The 20,323-nt window shown below is 57.0% G+C and carries 18 protein-coding genes; all 18 read right to left on the reverse strand.

Annotated elements, in window-relative coordinates:
• Nucleotides 1-269: hypothetical protein (locus ACOTX2_RS00035; protein WP_421625865.1), on the reverse strand; the 269-nt coding region annotated here is incomplete at its 3' end.
• 3 nt (nt 270-272) lie between these two features.
• Nucleotides 273-713 (reverse strand): DcrB-related protein, encoded by a 441-nt coding sequence (locus ACOTX2_RS00040; protein ID WP_045308288.1) that lies wholly within the window; start codon nt 711-713, stop codon nt 273-275.
• Between the two features lie 76 nt (nt 714-789).
• Entirely contained in the window at nt 790-1,866 is a 1,077-nt protein-coding gene (locus tag ACOTX2_RS00045; protein ID WP_063147836.1) for a hypothetical protein, read from the reverse strand.
• A 59-nt stretch (nt 1,867-1,925) separates the two neighbouring features.
• Nucleotides 1,926-2,423: a hypothetical protein gene (locus tag ACOTX2_RS00050; protein WP_232944562.1), complete on the reverse strand. Its 498-nt coding sequence runs from the start codon at nt 2,421-2,423 to the stop codon at nt 1,926-1,928.
• A gap of 75 nt (nt 2,424-2,498) precedes the next feature.
• Nucleotides 2,499-3,011, reverse strand: coding sequence for a hypothetical protein (locus ACOTX2_RS00055; RefSeq protein WP_046619505.1), 513 nt, complete (start codon nt 3,009-3,011; stop codon nt 2,499-2,501).
• The gene (locus ACOTX2_RS00060) at nt 2,992-5,532 is read right to left on the reverse strand and encodes a type VI secretion system Vgr family protein (RefSeq protein ID WP_063147835.1); all 2,541 of its coding nucleotides are present in this window, start codon (nt 5,530-5,532) and stop codon (nt 2,992-2,994) included. Before ACOTX2_RS00060 ends, ACOTX2_RS00055 begins: the two co-directional genes overlap by 20 nt.
• An 84-nt stretch (nt 5,533-5,616) precedes the next feature.
• On the reverse strand, nt 5,617-6,033 hold the full coding sequence (locus ACOTX2_RS00065) for a hypothetical protein (RefSeq protein WP_223862212.1): 417 nt from the start codon (nt 6,031-6,033) through the stop codon (nt 5,617-5,619).
• A 52-nt stretch (nt 6,034-6,085) separates the two neighbouring features.
• Nucleotides 6,086-6,832 carry an ankyrin repeat domain-containing protein gene (locus ACOTX2_RS00070; protein WP_063146375.1) on the reverse strand — a complete coding sequence of 249 codons (747 nt, stop codon included), beginning with the start codon at nt 6,830-6,832 and terminating at the stop codon, nt 6,086-6,088.
• 11 nt (nt 6,833-6,843) lie between these two features.
• Nucleotides 6,844-8,310, reverse strand: a complete 1,467-nt coding sequence (locus ACOTX2_RS00075) for a hypothetical protein (protein WP_063147834.1) — start codon at nt 8,308-8,310, stop codon at nt 6,844-6,846.
• Nucleotides 8,311-8,335: 25 nt separating this feature from the next.
• Nucleotides 8,336-9,769 (reverse strand): serine/threonine protein kinase, encoded by a 1,434-nt coding sequence (locus tag ACOTX2_RS00080; RefSeq protein WP_023306450.1) that lies wholly within the window; start codon nt 9,767-9,769, stop codon nt 8,336-8,338.
• A 24-nt stretch (nt 9,770-9,793) separates the two neighbouring features.
• Nucleotides 9,794-12,409, reverse strand: coding sequence for a type VI secretion system ATPase TssH (gene tssH, locus ACOTX2_RS00085; RefSeq protein WP_038416229.1), 2,616 nt, complete (start codon nt 12,407-12,409; stop codon nt 9,794-9,796).
• Between the two features lie 38 nt (nt 12,410-12,447).
• Nucleotides 12,448-13,491: a type VI secretion system baseplate subunit TssG gene (gene tssG, locus ACOTX2_RS00090; RefSeq protein WP_063147833.1), complete on the reverse strand. Its 1,044-nt coding sequence runs from the start codon at nt 13,489-13,491 to the stop codon at nt 12,448-12,450.
• Nucleotides 13,488-15,359 (reverse strand): type VI secretion system baseplate subunit TssF, encoded by a 1,872-nt coding sequence (gene tssF / locus ACOTX2_RS00095; protein ID WP_063146339.1) that lies wholly within the window; start codon nt 15,357-15,359, stop codon nt 13,488-13,490. Before tssF ends, tssG begins: the two co-directional genes overlap by 4 nt.
• A 2-nt stretch (nt 15,360-15,361) precedes the next feature.
• The gene (tssE, locus tag ACOTX2_RS00100) at nt 15,362-15,925 is read right to left on the reverse strand and encodes a type VI secretion system baseplate subunit TssE (RefSeq protein ID WP_015570336.1); all 564 of its coding nucleotides are present in this window, start codon (nt 15,923-15,925) and stop codon (nt 15,362-15,364) included.
• The gene (locus ACOTX2_RS00105) at nt 15,918-16,730 is read right to left on the reverse strand and encodes a type VI secretion system accessory protein TagJ (RefSeq protein WP_022648404.1); all 813 of its coding nucleotides are present in this window, start codon (nt 16,728-16,730) and stop codon (nt 15,918-15,920) included. The genes tssE and ACOTX2_RS00105 overlap by 8 nt, the downstream gene beginning before the upstream one ends.
• 9 nt (nt 16,731-16,739) lie before the next feature.
• Entirely contained in the window at nt 16,740-17,732 is a 993-nt protein-coding gene (locus tag ACOTX2_RS00110; protein ID WP_063147832.1) for a hypothetical protein, read from the reverse strand.
• 16 nt (nt 17,733-17,748) lie between these two features.
• Nucleotides 17,749-18,546: a PP2C family protein-serine/threonine phosphatase gene (locus ACOTX2_RS00115; RefSeq protein WP_003859969.1), complete on the reverse strand. Its 798-nt coding sequence runs from the start codon at nt 18,544-18,546 to the stop codon at nt 17,749-17,751.
• The gene (gene tagH, locus ACOTX2_RS00120; RefSeq protein WP_032624080.1) at nt 18,543-20,318 is read right to left on the reverse strand and encodes a type VI secretion system-associated FHA domain protein TagH; all 1,776 of its coding nucleotides are present in this window, start codon (nt 20,316-20,318) and stop codon (nt 18,543-18,545) included. The genes ACOTX2_RS00115 and tagH overlap by 4 nt, the downstream gene beginning before the upstream one ends.
• Nucleotides 20,319-20,323: the final 5 nt, after the last annotated feature.

Genomic DNA, 20,323 nt, shown 5'->3' on the forward strand with positions numbered 1-20,323 from the left:
GCGGCGTTGCTGATATCGTCGGTGATCCCCGCAACGTTCGCCAGGACACCCCCAATAATGCCGCTCAGCAGACAGCTGGATCCGATCGCCGCCACGCCTGCGGCTGCCGCCCCGGCTCCCAGCAGTGGCGCCGCCACGGTAGCTGCTGCCCCCACCGCCGCGCCAATCACCGCATAGGCGGCACCTTCCGCCACAATGCTGGTTATATCAGCAAAAATGCTGGAGTGAATAATCTCGTCGCCCTTACGGGCCGCGTTGTTATCGCTCATGCCTTACACATTCCGGTTGTCGTTTAGCGTCAGACTTTGCTTCAGTGCGCTCCAGCGCGCCTCGTCCTCTTCCGTAAAGGCTTTTAAGGCCGAGAGGGTAAAAATCATCAGTACCGGTTTGTCCGGCGTCTGCACGGCAAGCTGTTTTTGCCACAGGCGCTGGCCGTTACGGTCAAAGGTGGTCTCAACTTCCAGCCCGTTAATTTTTCCGTCAGGCCCGGCTTTTACGTGCTGAAATTCGCTCTGGGCGATCTCACCCATCTGAGGGCGCAGCACATCCCACTGGCGGTGAAACTCTTGTTCGTAATTGCTGCCATCCGGGATAACGCCGCGGCTGACCACCACGGATAATCCGCTCTCGTCATCACGAATGATGTTCATGCTGTTATCCTGCCAGGCGGCAGGAAAAAGGGAAAACGAACCTTCCTGGAGGGTGTATTTCATAAGTGAACTCGGGATGATTAATATTGTGAGAAACAAAAGAGGCCAATCCGTGCTGGCCTTTTGGCTGGCTGTATAGTTATTTAAGCCACTGGCCTGACTGTTCGACTAAAACATGACTGCCTTTGCTGACAACCAATTTCACAGGTGCATACGTTACGGTGTAAACGGTCTCGCCATTCTTGTACGTTGAGCCGATTATTTTACCTGCGGAGTCGTGCAACGTTTTTCCCCTTAAGGAGATCGTACTGTTATCGCTTTTGCGCACGCCGAGATAGACCATCTGGTCACATTCGCTATCAAAATGACCGCACTTATTTATAAGAGAAATAGCGAACCTTTCGGTGTCCAGTTTTCTGGTTTCAGCGTTTTGAACCGAAGCGGCTTTACGTAACGTATAACGCTGCGGAGCATAATAATTTCCTTTTTGAGGAGGAGTAACTAAACGCCATTCCATCTCACTCCCCTTTATTTCCAGAACAGCCCGACCGCCTACGCTGCCAAATGATGAGTTGAACTCAACGTTGACACGATTGCCAGCGATCGTACCGCTAAGATTTTGCTCATCATCTTCAGGGCAATCTATGCGGTTTCCTCTCTGGGAGATATAGCAATAAGAGCCGGTGATCCGGTTGCCTGATTCAGCTAACCGCAGTGTTAACGTCGAGTCGTTCTCGAATTCGCCAGCCCAGTCCCCGTCAAACGCGAGACCTGCCTGGATGTTCGTTGCAAAATGCAAAGCATTGAATCTGGCAGCCCATTGCTGAATATCGGCATGAATAACCGGGCTATTATCAGAAGACTGGTAATGAATGACGTCCGACTCCGGAACCACCCAGGCCGCAAAGATTTTGCCGTCAGGATCGATGACCAGCGCTGACGCATTCTCCTGGTAGAGATCCTTTAGCCAGCCTTCGACAAACAATCCTCCACCTGTGGTGGTATGCGGTTCACCGAAGACATCAAAGTTATCAATAAAGGTCTGGTAATGATTTCCCAGCGTCTTCCTGAGATTGTCTGTCACTTCACTGTCGTTAACGATGTGACTAACCGTATTGAGGTTATTGTATTGCGATAATTCAAGCGCAGATGACGTTTCAACTACGCCTGCCCATAAAGCAGTGAACAATACGACTGCCAGAAATTTCTTGGTCATAAATCACTCTAAAGAATCATTATCGTAATTCATTGTTATTTTTACAACCTTACTGTCTTTCACCTCAAAAAGAGTAATTTTTTACCCAATTTATAGGAAACCCACTGCTCCCCTGAATCATTTTCGACCTGGCCAGCACCATATGCTTTATTAAGTTCATTTAATGTTGAACCAATATGGATCCCGCGAGCTGTTTTGCCATCCGTAGCAGTTAGCGTAATCTGCGCCACAATATAATCGTCAACACTTCGCTCGGTTTTATCCCACCAGAGATTGGAACTGAATATTTTTAACCCAGTCTTCTGATGCTGGTAGAATTTATAGCTCGTTCCGTCAAAAGGAACCTCACCGACAAAACTACCTTCCACTGAAACTGCAATTTTACGCGCAATCTCAGGAGTCCACCTATCGCCCAGTGCCACAATCTGGTCTTTTATCTGTAGAGAAAAATCCTTTTTAGCCAGACTGGGCGGCATAGTGTGAGCTACTACTTCATAACTGCTCAGAAAGGTAGACATGAGGGTAAAAAAAAGAGAGACAGAAAGGCGTTTTTTCACGTTAATCGTCATTTGCTGGATAAATATTATGCTACTCACCACTCTAAAAAGCGGTGAGTAATGAAATAAGCATTTTTAGTCAGCGCTAATAGCGACCCCACCCAAGCAGTCAGTTTTTTTTACTGTGAAACTGAAGCTTACTTTTTGTCCATTCATATCCTTTGGCGCTGTATAACTGGTCACTTCGTTCTCCGAACGGCCTCGTGGATAATCAGTTAACGTCAGTTGCGGATAATGTTTTTTAACCGTGTCGAGAGTGATGCACTGGCCGGACGGTGAAAAATTCAGTAACGGTGCCATACCTTCACTTTCTTTGCTTAAACGTAAATCAATTGCAGTAATGTTCGTTCCATCCGCCAGTTGGATATCGTCGGCATTGTAGAAATTGATATATTCATTCTGTTTCGTTAGCTTGAATGACAACGGAGCGTTATCCAGACTGTTAACGGACAACGTTTTGAGTGATGCGCTCATTTCTGCAATGAACTGCCAAAGATCCTGTTTTTGCATGTTACCTCCTGCCATTCCCGTCGTTAATAAAGCCGCAAGCACCGCACCCGTTTTTATACTATGGATAATTTTTATCATACCAACCGCCATAATAATCTTCGTAATATTGCCCTGTGGTAGACGTTTGTTCGCCTTTGCCAAAGATACGGCCTATCTGCGTACGCGCTTCACTTTCCTTTATAGCCCCACGTTCGAGAGAATCATAGATACGATTATATTGTGTCTGATTTGCTGGATTGCCTGCAATACCGATATCCCCTCCCTTATTGGCCAGGATTTCACGCTGCACCCGGATATTATTCAGTGTTGCAGCGCCTTCATCACTAAGTGCACTGTTCAGGTAGGCATCGCGCGATGAAACATCAATGTTAGGTTCATATAACGCGTGGCCACTTTCATGCGACAGAGACTGAACAACAGCCTTCGGATTACCAAGCTCATTTTTATCAACGGTAATAACTCGCGTTTGACGATTAGCAAACGTTCCCTTGCCTGCTTCACCCTCTTCGAATGTCCAGCCTCGTTTCTTTAAAGTCGCAATGTCATTTTTCATGGTTGGTGATTTGTCTACAAGACCATCCACATCCTTACCATATCCGCTTGAAGGCACACCTGATGATGGGGGTGTTGCAGTTTTAGAGGTTTCGGCAGGCGCGCTTGCAGCCGCACCTGCCTTACTCTCCTTTCCCGGCGCAAACTTCTCCTGCACCGCCGCATCAATATCCCCTTTATGCCCCGATCCCGGTGCCGTTGTGCCCGGCTTGGTTCCCGAGGTATTCAGATGCAGCTTACCACCCGTGGTGATATAACCATCCCCTTCCACGAAAAAGTTAAACTCTTTGCCAATCAGGTTAATTTTGCCGTTAGCGTTAAGCTCAATAGCACTCTCACCCGAGACCAGCCGCAGCTTGGTCCCGGAAGCAATGACATACTGCTCTACCGCTGCATCCAGCTTGCCTCTTCCCGTCAGGATCTCGGTTCCGCCTTTCACGGCCTGGATCTGGTTCGCTTCAACACGATGCAGCTCATTTTTCTTCACGTAATGGCTGCGCGCGCCCCCGACGCTGTGCGTTTCATCATTTTTAACGCTGGTGTCCATATTACGCTCGGCCTGGATCCACACCTGCTCTGCGCCCGCCTTGTCCTCAAAGCGCAGGGCGTTGGCGTTGTCCACGGAACCGTCTTTCGTGCGGCTCATAAAGCCCATCTGCGTTGCCGCAGCCGGCAGCGCCCACGGCGGCATGCTGGCTTCGTTATACACGCGGCCGGTGATAATCGGTCGGTCCGGGTCACCGTTGATAAAGTCCACCACCACCTCATCGCCCACGCGCGGGATTTGCACCCCGCCGTAGCCCTGGCCCGCCCATGCGCTGGAGACACGCACCCAGCAGGAACTGGTGTCGTCACCCTTCGCCAGACGGTCCCAGTGGAACTTCACCTTCACGCGGCCATATTTGTCCGTCCAGATACTCTCCCCCTGCGGCCCCACGACTTTCGCCGTCTGCGGGCCGTAGGTCCGCGGCCACGCCGTGCTCTGCGCCGGACGGTACGACACCGCCGCCGGGATAACGGTGAAATCGGTGCGGTGAATGGTTTCCCCCTCGCCGCTCGCGTATCGGTTCTCCTCGAAGTGGTAACCCGCCGCCGTCACCAGATACTCGCCGTTATCGCTGAAGAATGGCGCGTTGGTCAGGGTAAAGATGTGGCCCGGCGCAATGCCCGCCGCCGTGGCCGTCGCCTGAATCTGCTGATGCTCCACCTGCCAGCGCTCCTGACGGATACGGGCGTAGAACTCCGCATGGCCTGTCTCCACAAAGCGCCCCGGCCAGTCGTACACGTCGATGCTGCCCGGTTTCGGTGACGCCGGGTTCTGCTGCGCCTGGAACAGCCACGCGTTCGGCTTGCGGAAGTCGTAATCATCGAGGCTGTAAATCCCCGGCGTCACGCTGTCCTCCAGCGCCCACTGGCTGATGCCCTCTTCATCCGTACTGCCGCCGGACGGCGTCTGATGGTAAGGAATGACCTCATAGCCGCTGAACGGCTGATGCTGCGTCGCGGCGTCGGTCAGTACCAGGGTGTGCTTGTCCGCCTCGTGGCTGAAGTGATACGCAATCCCCTCCAGCTCCATCAGGCGGCTGATGAAGTCCAGGCTCGACTCCTGATACTGCACGCAGTAGTCCCACACCCGGTAGCTGCCGGTGAGTTTGTCTTCGAGGTTAACCTGATGCTCACCCAGCAGGGTTTTGACAATCTGTGGTACCGTCTGGCCCTGGAAAATCCGCAGGTTACGGTCGCGCTTCATCGGCCACAGGTCCGGCTCTACAGTCAGCTGGTAGACCGCATAGCGGGTGCCCGTCAGCTCCACGGCACTCACCGCCACGCGCGTCACCTTACCGTTGATATAGCGGGGAGTAAGCAGGCTCTGCGTGGGGATGGTCACTGTGACCGGCTGGCCGAGCAGCCTGCTGCGGTCAAGGCGCGCATCCGTGCCGAGCAGGGTCAGCGTCAGCGCGAACGACTCCGACATCGCCTCGCGGCCGGAGAGTTTCCAGAAAAGCAGCCCCTCAACCGGGAGCTGAACGGTAATTCGGTTGAGCATAATCTTTATTCCGTAATGGTTTATGCTGAGAATATTTTTAACGAAATGCTTTTTTAAACGTGAATGTTCTGGTTATTGGCCGTCTTACTCTTTAACCGGGGGCCTTTCCCCTTCATATTTATAAATCCACAGGGAATAGATTTTCAGAAACTCTGACAAAATGAGTAAAAATCCATTTAGCCAGACATTCATCACGCCCGTGAAACTTAACACCATGGGGAAAAGGGAAACTGAGTAGCGAAATCCAACCAGACGCAGTATTTCCTGGTAGAGCGCCAGTCTGCTCGCGTATAAATTCCGGGCGAAGAAGCACCATGCTGAGGCAATAAAAGAGAGCAACAACAAGAAATCGAGAATAAAGAAAAGAATAACCAGAGCGCTATACCCACCAGCAGACAGCGTGTTCACAACCGTACTGAAGGCGTGTATATCGGAAATAAAAGGGATCCTGTCATGTCGCACGGACTGGGCACAATAGAGCACAATGGCCAGGGCATCCATGCATCCCCAGAAAACGAAAACCTTATCTCTGGCGTTCATGACAGTTGAGCTATCACTTAACCGGCGCGGGTGGCCATTCGCCCCCCTTCTGGATGAGTTTCTCTTTTATTTCGTTTAATTTCTCGTATTGCTCACTGCCTCGCTCAAGTCCATTCAGCGCGTCCGCGAGCGCATTGCTCATCGACCAGCCATTTTTGGCCTTAATTGACGGATCCGCTCCCCGATCGAGCAGCAACAAGACATGATCGTAAGCCTGGTTATCCAGCGCATCAAACACCAGCGTTTTACCCAGTGAGTTGGTTGAGTTGACGTCAGCACCGCGATCGAGCATGGCTTCCAGCGTCTCTGTATTTTTCGCTTTAAGCGACTGGAAGACGATCGGTTCGTGGAACACCTTATCTTTCACGTTGGGTGAGAGGCCACCGTCCAGCATCGCGTCGATCCAGTCCGCACTGTCTCCCTTTAGGGCAAATTCAGCAGGACTGCTTTTTCCCTGCGGTCGAGGCTGGAGCGGATCTGCGCCATCCTTAACTAGCAACGTAATCACCTTTAAATGGCTCGACGTTTTTTTATCATTAATTGCGTTGCCAAGGGCCCAGAAAAGCAGGGTCATATCCTGCTTTCCTGGTTGATTAAGGTCGCTGTCTGGCGCAAGCGTCTTCACCGCATCGACGTCGCCTTCCTCAATCGCTTTCGCCAGTTCAAGCTGCTGGCCGCTGAAGTAGTCCTGTGGATTAAGGTCCATATCCTGCTTACACCCCTGAATCATGAATAAAAAACATAACGCGACAAAAGCCATCAACCCTTTTTTCACAATCGACTCCCGATTATCGAAATATCCTCATCCTTCTGTTGCTCTATGCAATCAATCGCTTGATTAATTCCGTGGCGGTCCAGCGCGCTTCCGGTTCCACCGGGAAGATCATGGGGTATTCCGGCAGCATTAGGGCTCAGCGCAGAGATTTCCTCTTTGAGGATCCACGAAGGGACATGCCCTTTCATCGTTTTCAGATCTTCCCAGGGGTTAACTTCCTGAATCTTCGTCAGCAGTTCACCTTCAACCCGATACGCCTGGATATTATCCGTACTGCCTAATATCTTACCGCCGTATTTTTCTACGGTTCCGGCATTGAGGCCGGCGGCGTTAAACGTCCACCCCGCTTTCCCGCTGCCCATAGAGGTTGCAGAGGCGAGACCACCGCCAAGGGAATGACCGGCAATATCAATATTCTGCCCTGACCTTGCCAGCTCCTTACCGATACTCACGGCCTTTTTATAATAATCTGAAGCCATACCCATGCCCTGTGAGAAGTTATTCGACCAGTCAGCCCCGTTTACCACCGGCGCCAGTTCCCCTTTGGTCAGTAGAGAGGAGACATTCTCAGACAGAGAGGCGAAACCAGGCTCGCGCGATCCCCTGAATACCAGCGTGGGGTTCATATCTGCACCAAACACTTCCGGCTTCGGTTGATAGACGCGCGCCAGAAAATTGGGGGACGTATCATCGTCAAAGAGCATGGATTTGTTCAGCCCGAACTTTCCTAACAGCGCATCGTCATTACTGATATCTGTCCATCCCTCCGGCACGCCCGGTGTGGTTTCCAGCGGGTTCACGGTCTTATAAATATTTTCCGCAAGCTTCGCTTTTTCCACCGCGATATTATTCGCTGCCAGACGTTTCGCGGCGATCTGGGCATCCGGATAAAGGCTATTGCTCCCCTTCGCAATCAGATCCTTACGCGCCTGCCAGCGTTCTGCTTTGGTCATATTCTGAAGCTGCCCGGCATAGGTTTTACCGTCCTTGCCGGGAGTAGGTTCATCCGGCACCTGTGCCGTTTTAGATTTCACTACCTGTTTTGGCAGTACCGTTGGCGCAGGGCGAGATCCGTACGTTCTCACCATGGTTTCGTAGCGGTCAACAATCGTACTCACCGGATACCAGCCCAGGCCGACCAGCGAGGCAGCCTGGAGTTGCCCTTTGGCGTTGATATAAAAAATTTCCGTTACTGATGACCAGTCACGAAAACTTTCGTCAATGGCAACCACTCTGCCCATCTCTAAATCCTGCGCGATCAGCGTGCGGGTATCGCGCCCGGACTGATAAGGATTCGCACCGGTGATCGTGCGCAGCAGATCGTAGCGCGTGAAGAACGAGCGCAGCGAATGGTCGGGAACCGACATAATCCACTGTCCGGCAACGGACGGGCGGATTATTTTCGCAAACAGCGCTGGCGAGACGTTCTCGTGGAACAGATAGACAAACTTGATGTTATACATTCGCTCCGTCCTGTTACCCGCAGGCTTACGGATTCACCAGCCAGGTGCCTGGCTTCGCAATATCCAGCGTCTGGGTACGCGTTCTTCCATTGCCTTCCAGTTCAATGCGGGTCTCGCCCGCAGGCAATTTCAGCGATGCGTAACCGTTATTCCCCGGACGCAGCGCTTTCGGCTCGCCGTTCACCTTCAGCGTCTCGCCATCAAGCATGCGGATATAGACCAGCGCGACCGGGCTGGCGTCGACAGGCGACGCACTCTGCTGCGCCGTAGCAGGTGGCGCTACCGGCTCGCTCACGTCGGCCGTTGCTGGTCTGGTTTCCGCTGCGGCGGAGGTTTCAGCCGGAGGGCTCACGGCAGGGGTTTGCGCCGTCTGCGCTGGCGTTTCCTGGCTGCCGCCGCCGAACAGCATCGCACCGGCAACCACCCCAACCAGCACGCCCGCGGCCACCAGCCCCGGAAGCTTGTAACGTCGCCAGTCCAGCGCGGAAGCAGATGTCTCCTCTTCCACCGGCACCAGCATCGTGCCGGTCTTCTTCGCGGTCAGCACCTCGTCGATACCGGCGACGGGCATCTCGATCAGCGCCGCAAACTCCTCGATGGATTGCGGACGGTCTTCCATATGCAGCGCCAGCGCCTTGTCGATGGCCTGAAGCAGCGGAATGGAATACCCCTGCGGCATCAGCTCCACCAGCGGTTTGCAAGTGTCCTGAATCGAACGCACCACGCTGACCGGCGGCGGAGAGCCGACGATGAGGGTGCGCAATACGGCGCCGAGCGCGTAGATATCCGTCCACGGCCCCTGCTCGCTTTCATTGTCGTCGGTATACTGCTCGATAGGCGCGAACCCCGGACGCAGCATGGTTTCCGTCTCATCCGAGAGATTACCGATGGTGCGGCGCGCCGATCCGAAATCAAGCAGCACCGGCAGGCCGTTATCCTGAATCTGAATGTTATCCAGCGAGATGTCGCGGTGCAGGTAGCCCTCATCGTGGATCGTTTTGATGGCGCCGAAGAGCATTGGCAGCATGCGGCGGATCCACGCCTCGTTAATCAGCTCCGGTTTCTCTTCGCGCAGACGCGACAGCGTGGTGCCGCTGTAAAACAGCGTCCCCATATAGGCCGTGTCGTTTTGCACCCAGAAGCGCAGCACGTGCAGCAGGTTCGGGTGGTTAAAGCGCGCCAGCAGGCGGGCTTCCTGGATGAAGCTGTTCAGACCGGCAGAAAACGCTTTGCCGAAGCGCTCGCTGCGCAGCACCAGCGTCATATCCTCGCCGCGCACGGCGAGGGAGGAAGGCATAAACTCTTTGATAGCGATAGTGCGTTCGAGCTGGTGATCCCATGCGCGATAGACGATGCCGAATCCGCCGCCGCCAATCACCTCTTTTATCTCAAACTCATTGAAACGGTACCCGACCGGGAGCGCGTTTGGGACAGTCCGATTGTTATCATTATCCGTCATCTTTTACAGTTCTCTTGATGATTATTACGCGGCAAACTGACAGTGGAACTCGCCCTGCTCGCAGGTGACATGCAGACGTCGGTATTGCTCGTCGCTGCGGCTGGCGGTAAGTAAAATCTGGCTCATCTGAGGCAGCAACGTATTGGTCAGAATCGCATCCACCATACGCCCGCCCGACTCAACCTCGGTACAGCGCTGAACAATCTGTTCGACCACGCTGTCGTCAAATTCAGAAATAATATTGTGATTCTCTTCCAGACGACGCTGAATGCGCCTGAGCTGAAGACGCACAATCTGCCCCAGCATCTCGTCGCTCAGAGGGTAATACGGCACCACCAGCAGGCGGCCCAGCAGCGCAGGCGGGAACACCTCCAGCAGCGGCTGGCGCAGGGCGCCGCTTAACGCATCAGGATCCGGCATCAGTTCCGGGTCGGCACACATGGCTGCGATCAGCTCGGTACCGACGTTAGAGGTCAGAATAATAATGGTGTTACGGAAATCAATGTGACGCCCTTCGCCATCCTCCATCCAGCCCTTGTCGAAGACCTGGAAGAAGATCTCGTGCACGTCCGGGTGCGCTTTTTCAATTTCGTCCAGCAGCACCACGCTGTAGGGACGGCGGCGCACGGCCTCGGTTAAGACGCCGCCTTCACCATAGCCCACATAGCCCGGAGGCGCACCTTTTAACGTCGAAACGGTGTGCGCTTCCTGGAATTCACTCATGTTGATGGTAATGACGTTCTGCTCGCCGCCGTAAAGCGACTCCGCCAGCGCCAGCGCGGTTTCGGTTTTGCCCACGCCGGACGGCCCGCAGAGCATAAATACGCCGACCGGTTTGTTCGGATCGTCAAGCTTCGCCCGCGAGGTTTTTACCCGACGGGCAATCAGATCCAGACCGTGACGCTGACCAATAACCCGCTGGTTCAGCGTATCAGCCAGGTTCAGCACCGCGTCGATCTCATTTTTCACCATCCGGCCCAGCGGGATCCCGGTCCAGTCCGAAACCACCGCAGCCACCACGTTTTCATCGACCGCCGCAAACAGCAGCGGTTCGTCACCCTGTAAGGTCTTCAGCGCCTGCTGCTGTTCTGCCAGCTGGCCGCGCAGTTCAGCCGTATCCTCATCACTCGCCGCAAACAGTGCGGCACGCAGACGGATAATTTCCTGCACCCGCGTGCGCTCTTCTTCCCAGCGACTAGCCAGGGCCTCGCGTTGGGTTTCGAACGCGTCACGTTCGGCGCTTAATGTCGCCACGCGCGCCGGATCGCCCGCCCCCACGCGCGCTTCGCGTTCGGCAATCTCCAGCTCCACGTCCAGGGCCGCCAGATGACGCAGGCAGTCTTCCAGCTGGGCAGGCGGCGCGCTCTGGCTGACGGCCACGCGCGCGCAGGCGGTATCCAGCAGCGCCACCGCTTTATCCGGCAGCTGACGCGCAGGAATATAGCGATGCGACAGTTTCACCGCCGCGCTGACCGCTTCGTCGAGGAGTAAAACCTGATGATGAGTTTCCAGCGGCGACACGGTGCTGCGCAGCATCAATACAGCTTTCGCTTCATCCGGCTCGTGAACCTGTACGGTCTGGAAACGGCGGGTCAGCGCCGGATCTTTCTCAATGTATTTTTTGTATTCCGCCCAGGTGGTCGCGCCGATGGTGCGCAGTTGCCCACGCGCCAGGGCAGGCTTGAGCAGGTTAGCGGCATCACCGGTACCCTGCTGGCCGCCAGCGCCAATCAGGGTGTGGATCTCATCGATAAACAGAATAATCGGCGTGGCGCTGGACTGCACCTCGTTAATCAGCGCCTGGAGGCGCGCCTCAAATTCCCCTTTCATGCCCGCTCCGGCCTGAAGCATGCCGATATCCAGCAGCCACAGCTGAACGTTTTGCAGCGGCTCAGGCACGTCGCCGTCAGCGATACGCAGCGCCAGCCCTTCCACCACCGCCGTTTTCCCGACGCCAGCTTCCCCGGTCAGCAGGGGGTTGTTCTGGCGACGACGCATCAGAATATCGACCATCTGGCGGATCTCTTCATCGCGCCCCACCACCGGGTCAATTTTCCCATCCCGGGCGCGCGCCGTCAGATCCTGACCATACTGCGCCAGCGTGCCCTGCGCAGCCGGTACTGCCCCGGCAGCTGCGTCCGCAGCGGCGGCGGCCTGCTGGCTCTCTTTGCTGCTGGCGCAAATAGCGTCGAACTGCTCGATCAGCACCTCGACGTTAAGACGGGTGAACTGCGCCGAAATACTTTTCAGCACGTTAGCCAGATTCCACGTTTTCAGTATGCCGATCAACAAATGGCCGCCGCGGATGCGGCTGACGCCAAACTTCAGCGAGCCGTAGACCCAGGCGCGCTCGACAGCGCTGTCGATATGCTCGGAAAGATCAGAGACGGAACTCGCGCCACGCGGCAGGGCATCCAGAGCCGCCACGATATCGCGCGTCAGCTGCTGTTCATCAAGGGCGAAGTGACGGATGACCTGTTGCAGATCGCCATCCTGCTGCTGCATCAGCTGATGCAGCCAGTGCACCAGCTCAACGTACGGGTTGCCGCGCAGCTTACAGAAGGCAGTCGCGCTTTCCAGAGAGGTAAATAACAGCGTATCCAGTTTGCCGAAAAGCACGGCACGGCTAATTTCTGACATGTTAGTTTCCATTAACAATGATTCGGTATACGGAAGGATTATCGCTCTGCGCGATACACCAGATCGCCACGCGGAACAGGCTGAGGCTGAAGGCCCAGCCAGGTGTTGTACCCTAATCGCCCGGCGCTGCCGAGCGTGGTGCCCTGCACCGCATCGGCGCGCAGGATCACCCGTGTTTCCCATTCAAATTCCACCCCGGCGTACTGTCGCACCCAGTCGCGCAGCTCGGTGACCCACCCTTCGCCCGGCAGAAAACGGTTGTATTCGTCTGCGCTCAACGGGCCAATCTCAAGACGAAATTTATGCTGCACGTCACGTACCGCAATGCCGAGAAAAGCGGACTCCCCCATGCGCGGCAGGCGACGCCCCTCACCCAGCTGTGCCTGCTCCCGCGTTGAGAGCGGCATCCACTGCGGTACATTGGCCACCAACCTGACCGGAATGTTGAAATAGTTGCGCAGGATCTTCTCCAGCCCTTCCGGGTCCCGCCCGTGGCGGGTCAGGTGCCCGGCGTGAGTAAAGCGGGCATGCGGGCTCAGGCTGCCTTTCGACATCTGGCCGGGCTGACCCATGCCAATCAGCGATGCAAGATACCCTTCGAAGCGCCTGTTGTCGTCGCGATCCAGTGAAACGGCAGGCTGCGCGTCCGCCCAGGCGCGGTAAAACAGCAGCGTCAGGCGGTGGTGAAAGAGGTCGGCAAACGCGCTGAGGCTGTGATCCTGATGATGATGAATACGCTCGCGGGCATACTCGGTCATGTGCACCGGCAGCGGGCCGTTAGGACCAAACAGGCCGAAGCTCAGAATGGAAACCTCATGCAGTCCGGTCTCTTCCCGCTGCCGGACCTCGGCAACCGTTGACGGCGCAAACCCCATTGAAGGCTGCTGACCAATACGCAGCGGCTCAAATTTAGGCAGCGGCGCGCGCCCCAGCGGGTAACGTTCACCGCCCTGGGCATCAATACGTCTTAACAGCTGAAACAGATCGTAGCGCCACGGCGTCTCGCACACTCCGCGCCAGAACGCATCGGGCAGCGGCGTCAGGCGATGCACGCGCAGCGTTGCAGGGGCAACTTCACTCATACCAGCGCCCTTTTACCCATGCGCGGCGCCCAGTAGCCGATTTCGCCGCGCTGCTGGCTCTTGAGCGTGAACTCCGTAAAGCTGTTGATGGAGACCAGGCGGGCAAAAAGGCGTTCCAGCACGCTGCCGAAAAGCCACGGGCTGGCACCGGAAAAGGCGCGTTCGTCCACCGTCAGGGTGATGCCGATCCCGCGGGCGAACACCACCGGGCCGGGTTCCGGCACGCGGCGGTGCACCGGCTCCAGCACGCAGTGACGAACGCCATCCACCTGACGGGCAACCGGCGTCTCGGCGAGGTTAGCGTACAGCCCTAACAGCTGACGCAGCGCGGCAGCGCCCTCTTCGTTTTCGCTGTCCATCAGGCTGAGGTAGTTCATTTGCAGCTGGCTGATGAGCCGCCAGGTACTGAACCCTTCCGCCAGCGCCGGACGCGGCGGCGTCGGGCCTTTACGCAGGGTTAACGCCTTCACCGGCATGGAGTCGGCCATAATAAACTGCCCAAGCTCCTGCTGGAGCATCAGCGGCAGGTCGCGGCTGGTACACAGCACCTCGGCGGAAATGTAGCGCAAATTCTCCTGCCACGGCGCGTGCTGCGCATCCACCAGCGAGACGAAGACCTCCGAGCCGATATAGCCCGTGCGGGTGCCGTAGCGCAGCGCGTGTTCAGAGAGGACGCGCTGTTCACGGCGCAGGGAAAAATAGGCGCCGTAGTTGCCCGCGTCTCCGCTCCAGGTACTCCAGAACGGACGAAACGTCTGGTCGTCCCGCTGACCATCCGCACTGGCATAGATTTTTTTCACAGCATAAATTTCATAATCCAGCGGGCGGATGTTATCCACCACCAGATGGTATTCATGCTGGCTTTCGCTCAGCTTCTGCCGGGCCGCCACTTTCGGGAACAGGTTGATCACCGGCGTACAGTGCAGCGCCATGTGGCTGGCTTCCACCACGCGCTCCAGCTGATCGTCGCTCTTGTCGAGCAGAACGAAGATATCAAACGCTTTTTCGTCTTCGCAGCGCTGGATCAGCTTGCCCAGCCCGCTCAGGCTGATGAAGCGAAAACGCGCCGGGAACGCAAAGTACTCCTGCAACAGGCGATAGCCGTCGAAGTTACGCAGATCGTCCGGGAGCAGCGCCTGATCCGCATCAAAGCCTTCCTGACGCAGGGCGTCAGACGACAGCAGCTGGCGCTGGGGCTGCTTGCTGACCGTCTGGCAGACAATACCCGCGTGGTGCTCCATCACCAGCTCCAGCAGCTTCAGAGCCTCGATGTCCGGGCCGCTTAAGAAGAACTCCAGGCGGTCAAAGTCCAGATGCCCAAGATGCTGCGGGCCATCGCAGGCAATGCGGATCCGTAAAGCGCTGCTGATCCCCCGCTGGCTCAGGCCGAGCTGGGCCAGCGGCAGATCGGCGGGAACGCCGCCCAGCTCGATCCGCTCAATTTTTAACGGCAGCAGGTTGACCTCGTGCGCCGTGGTATAGCTGCACGTAACGCCGGTTTTTTTCAGCGCCAGGCTGTCCATCATGGTGCCGCGCGGCACAATAAAGCCTTTGCTCAGGTCGCCCCGGCTGCTGTCGGGCTGAATTTCAGCGATCGCCATCGACGGCGTAGGCGCCAGATAATTTGGCGCAATCATCTCCAGCATACGCTGTGAAAAGCGTGGAAATTCGGCGTCCATTTTCATCTGCACGCGGGAGGTCAGGAAGGCGAAACCTTCCATCAGGCGCTCTATGTACGGATCCGCCACTTCGATGCCGCGCATGCCGAGCCGCCCCGCCACTTTTGGGTAGCGTTCGGCGAACTCCGCGCCCATCTCGCGCAGATAGGCCAGTTCACGGTTGTAATATTCGAGCAGTTTGCTTTCCATAATTACCCCGCATCCTTCAGTTCAAAATGGCCGTTCTCAAGATCGACGTCGGTGCGAAAGAGAAACTCCAGCGGATACGGTACGCACCACAGGCGGCCTTTGATTTCGATAGACAGCACGTTGTGCAGATCTAATGAGGAGGTATCGGACACGCAGCGAACCTGAAGCCCCTGCGGCAGGATCCGCGGTTCAAAGTTAATAATCGCTTCGGTGAGCTTGCGCTGAATGTCGTGCCATTCGATATCGGACATTCTTTTCCCCGCCAGCGGCGCGACGCCAAAGTTAACGACAGAACGGCTCACCTGCGTCAGACCACTCAGATCGCTGGAGGCATCGTGGTTAATGGTGTTAAACAACCACTGTAAATCCCGCAGGACGTTACGACGCAGCGCGGCGTGGGTAATCAGATTACTGTTGGCGGACTCGCGTTTTTTTTCCGGATCGTTATCCGTCAGGCGATCCAGCAGTGACGGCTGCATTTTGTCGCGCGCCCCCACTTTCTCCTGCCTGCTGCGGGCCTGCCAGCCGCTGCGCAGCAGATCGCCTTCGCCAGCGGGATTACTCATCCGCGCCATCCGCGGCGAACGTCACCAGGCTCAGGGTGAGCAGCGGGCTTTCGCTTTGCTCGCTCAGCCAGGCTTTCTGCCCCATGCCTTCATACAGGGTGCCGTCATCGTCGAGTGGAAGCCACTCGGTGGTGCGCCCCAGCTTAACGCTGTCTGGCGCTCCGTCAGCAAACGGATAACGCGCCGGGATCTGACACACCTGCTCGGTGCCGTCCGTGAGGCGGACCAGCGCATGACGCCACACCAGATCGGTCACGCTGGCCGGAGCCTGAAAACGGATCGTGTCGATGGCGCAGAACGGCACCCAGAAATAGCGGCCGTTGACCAGGGTTTCACACACCGGCCCCAGACGGGCATCGCCGTCCATCAGCCATTCAAAGGTGTGGCTCTCTTCATTCTCCAGCGTGACCTGCCCGCGGCTTGCCGGGGCCTGTTCGAGTGCTGCCAGGCGCAGCGTTTGCGCATGCCCTGCGCTTTCGGTCAGCGCCTGGGCTAACGTCGTCAGCCACGGCCACTGCGCCTCGGGCATTGCCGGTCGTACCTCTCCCGCGAACACGCGCGCCCGCTGCTGTTCACCCTGAATGGCCTGCTCCAGCAGCGTTACGGTTGGTTTTGCCTGCGGCTTCAGCGCCAGCCAGCTTTTCAGCTGGGTCAGGGCGCGCGCCCAGTTGCCGCTGAGGATCAGAAACTGCACAAACGCAGCGCGCAGATCGGCATCCGCCGGACGAGCTTTGATTTCGGCTTCCAGGCGAAGCAGCGCGTCGCTAATCGACTCACCCGCCAGACGTTGATAAAGCGTATTCATAGCCCCTCCTTAATTCGCCGCGCGCCAGGCGCCCACAGCCGGATCGCGTAGCTGCGGACGCAGCGTGTCAATCAGAACAACGTTCAGCTCCGCGCCCGGTGCAACCCATGCGCTCCAGATCTTCTTCACCTCTGCGATACGCGCCTGGAGTCTGGCGTCGTCGCTGGCGATCTCACGGGTGATTTCCACCGCCACCGTGCCGTTGCTCTTCCAGCCGTTCAGGGTGCTGTCGTACGGCAGGATCATCCAGCTCTGATCGCTGTTCGGGGTGCTGAAGACCATGCGCTCTTTGTTAACGGAGGTAATCAGCGCCTTTTCAGGATCGACCGCGTTGTTCAGTCCCATCACCGGGAAGCCGTGAATGTAGGTGACCGGAATCGCTTTCTGCGTCCCGTTACGATTCTGCGTCACCACGGTGTGGCCGCTGAGCCAGCTGCCGTTGCCGCAGCGAGTAGTGTCGGAATCGGGAATAAACAGCGCTGGCGCGGAGGAACCGCCCTCCCAGAAGGTGCGCAGGTGGCAACCGTCCTGAAGGGTGAACTCCTGCCATGGCGTACGATCTGCCGCCACGGTGTGCGTCTCCGGATTCTGGTCAGGCGGTAGCAGCGCGCCTGAGGTGGTGGTGGTAGTCGTTGCCGCCGCCGTTTCCTGCTGTTTCACCACCAGCGCCCAGTCCTGCGCTTTAGCCGCTGTGCCCCGGGCAAGCGTCGTGCCTTCCGGATCGTTAAGCGTCCAGTTCAGGGTATTCAGTTTGCTACACTGGTGCTCCAGCAGCGAGCCAAGGCGCGGCACGAAGTTTTCCAGCACCGAAACCTCTTTCTTGCCGTTCGCCACGATACGCAGCGCCACGTCCGCCTTACACCAGCTTTGCGGCGTATTGTCTTTAATGTTGTCGATCCAGATATCCAGCTTCTGCGCAGGAGACTGCACGATGCGGAAGTTTTCAGCCTGTGCGGTGGTCGCCACCGTCAGAAGAGCCAAACCCGATAGCCAAAGTTTCATATCAATCCTTGTGTGTCTAATCAGTTCCGCAGGGAAGAAATTGTGCTGCGTCAGAGAGCGTATGCAGCAAAGTGGTGTCCTGAGGGTTGCCCATCCACACCGCCACGGCGGTATAGTTATCCTGAGCATTGCCCTCCTGTTCAGCATTCTTTTGAATGATTTGGTTCATCAAGGTCAGCCACTCCTGTGGCGTATTGACCATGTGCAGCGACTGTTTCATCTGCTCTTCGCTGACGCCGTGCCAGAAACCGTCGGTGCAGAGTAAAAACGCATCACCGTCTTCAACCTGCACGACATCGCTGTAGCTCGCTTCCGGTCCGCCATTCTCAATACCCAGCGCCAGATACAGGAGGTTGCTGTTGAGATCGTCGGTCTGATGCCCGGCATCTTTCATCTGCTGCACCAGGCTGTGGTCGGTGGTGACGTGCCACAGCCAGCCGCGGCGAAACAGGTACAGGCGGCTGTCTCCGGCGTGCGCCCAGTAAGCCAGACGGTAATCCCTGTCGATAAACAGGCTGACCAGCGTGGTACCCATCCGGCGATAGTCCTGCACGGCCTGTTGTTCGCTGAGGATGGTGCGGTTCGCCGTTTGGACGTAGTCACGAATATGCTGCGCATTCAGGTGCTTGTCGCCGTCAAAGCGGGAAATAATGCTGTTGCGGGCCAGCTCAGCGGCCACCTCGCCGCCCGGCAGGCCCGCAATGCCGTCACAGACGACAAAGCAGGCTGAACGTTCCCCGATGGTTTCTCCCGTCTGATCCTGGTTGCTGGCGCGCGTCCCCTGGCGGGAGAGAGAAGCCGTTGCGATATTCATTTTTCTTCGGATCCGCTTTGTGAGTCTTTGTACTGATTGACCTCCATGTCATAGGCATGGAGGAAGGCTTCGCCAAACAGGGTGTGGAAGTCGTCCTCAATCTCGCCCGCCGTCTCGCCATAGCTGCGAACAAAATAATCCCACAGCGCGGCTTTACGGCTGCCCGGCAGCGCCAGGCGTGACGTCATTCCGTTCTGTTTCGCCTGCTCTTCCAGCTGTTCCGGGTTAAAGGATTGCAGCATGGCGGCGATAATGGCGCGGATACCGGAGATCATCCCCAACTGGTGCGCCTGCAGATCAATCAGCGCATCACGCACCGATTTGGTCGGCGGCATAAAGCCCGGCATCGGCGTGCCGAACATCTGGATCAGGACCGTTTTACCGGTTGGCAGCAGCTTGAACGGGTTGTTGGCATCGTCAAGCACCATGGTCATATCGGCCTTCACCCCGCGCTTGAGAATGGAGCGCGAGGAGAGCAGCGCCACGGTTCCCTGCGAGAACATGCCCAGGATCTGCCCCAGCTGACGCATATTTTCCCGGTCAAACTGCGGCACCGGCTGCATTTCGCTCAGGCCCATGCCCTCCAGCAGCGCCTCCAGCAGTTCGCCCTGAAGCACCTCGCCCCGCTCGCCGGTCTGCGCTGAGGCAGCAGGCGATGCAGCGTTTTTAACCGGGTCGATACGCAGGCGGCCTTTCGGTGCCTGCGCGTTGCTGCGCGCCACGGCCTGCGGCGTTGGCATGGTGAAGCCAGCGTAATCGGGACGCGCGGGCTCTTCTTCCGCGCGCGGCGCGTCCTGTGGTTCAGTCGGTTCCGGATCGAACAGCGGTGAACTGGCCAGCGCATCCTCTTCCTGTGCGGCTTGCGCTTCAGGCTTTGGCTCCGGCTTATCAGCCACGATTTCATCCGGATGGGTTAACGGCGCGCCGCCCATCAGGCCAAGGGGGTCATCGTGACGCGCGGCAGGCGCGCTCGCCGACCCGCCAAACAGGGCTAACGGATCGAGTTCATCCGACGCCTCTTCCTTTGGCTGGGCAGGTTTGCTTTCGTCCGGCTGTACCAGCGTTGAAGGGGTGACATCGTCAAAGATGCTCTCTTTTTTAAACAACGCTTCATCGCTGAACAGCGTGTCCGGGTCCACGTTTTTACGTTCAAGCGACGGATCGGCATCGTTGAACATCGCCAGCGGGTCTTCGGCATTCCGCTCCGGGGCCGCAGGCTGGGAGAACGGGTCGTGGGAGGCCGCGGGCTGTGGCTTTGCCCGATTGCTGGAGATGCTGTCGGAGATGGAGAACTCCTGCATCAGGCTGTCCCAGATTTCCGACGGCACGGCCGTAGGTTCAGCTTTTCCGCGAGGCGCGGCGCTGGCCGGTTTCGGTTGTGCCGCCGGAGCAGGTGTCGCCGCTGGGCGCGCCTGCTGCATGCTGGCCGCCATGCGGCTTACGGGCTGGGTGTCATGAATGAGTTCGCTGACTTCAATGCGATAATCATCAATACCGAGAATATCCCCATCCTGAAGCTCAACCTGACGCCCACGCTCCAGCGGAATATCATTCAATACCACGCGGGTGACGCTGCCACGGTTCGTGACGCGACATTCGCCGCTGGCGTCGACGTGAACGATGGCCTGCAAACGCGAGATAGTGCGGTCATTGTCCGGCAGCACCAGATTGTTATCCGTACCGCGCCCAATGGTGCCGCCCGGGGCATAAAAATCACAGCTGCTTTGCGGCGGCTGATGACCGGGTTTCGTAGAAATAATCGTGAATCGCATGGCGT

The organism is Enterobacter cloacae complex sp. IR5412 (assembly GCF_049237385.1).
GTDB lineage: Bacteria > Pseudomonadota > Gammaproteobacteria > Enterobacterales > Enterobacteriaceae > Enterobacter > Enterobacter intestinihominis.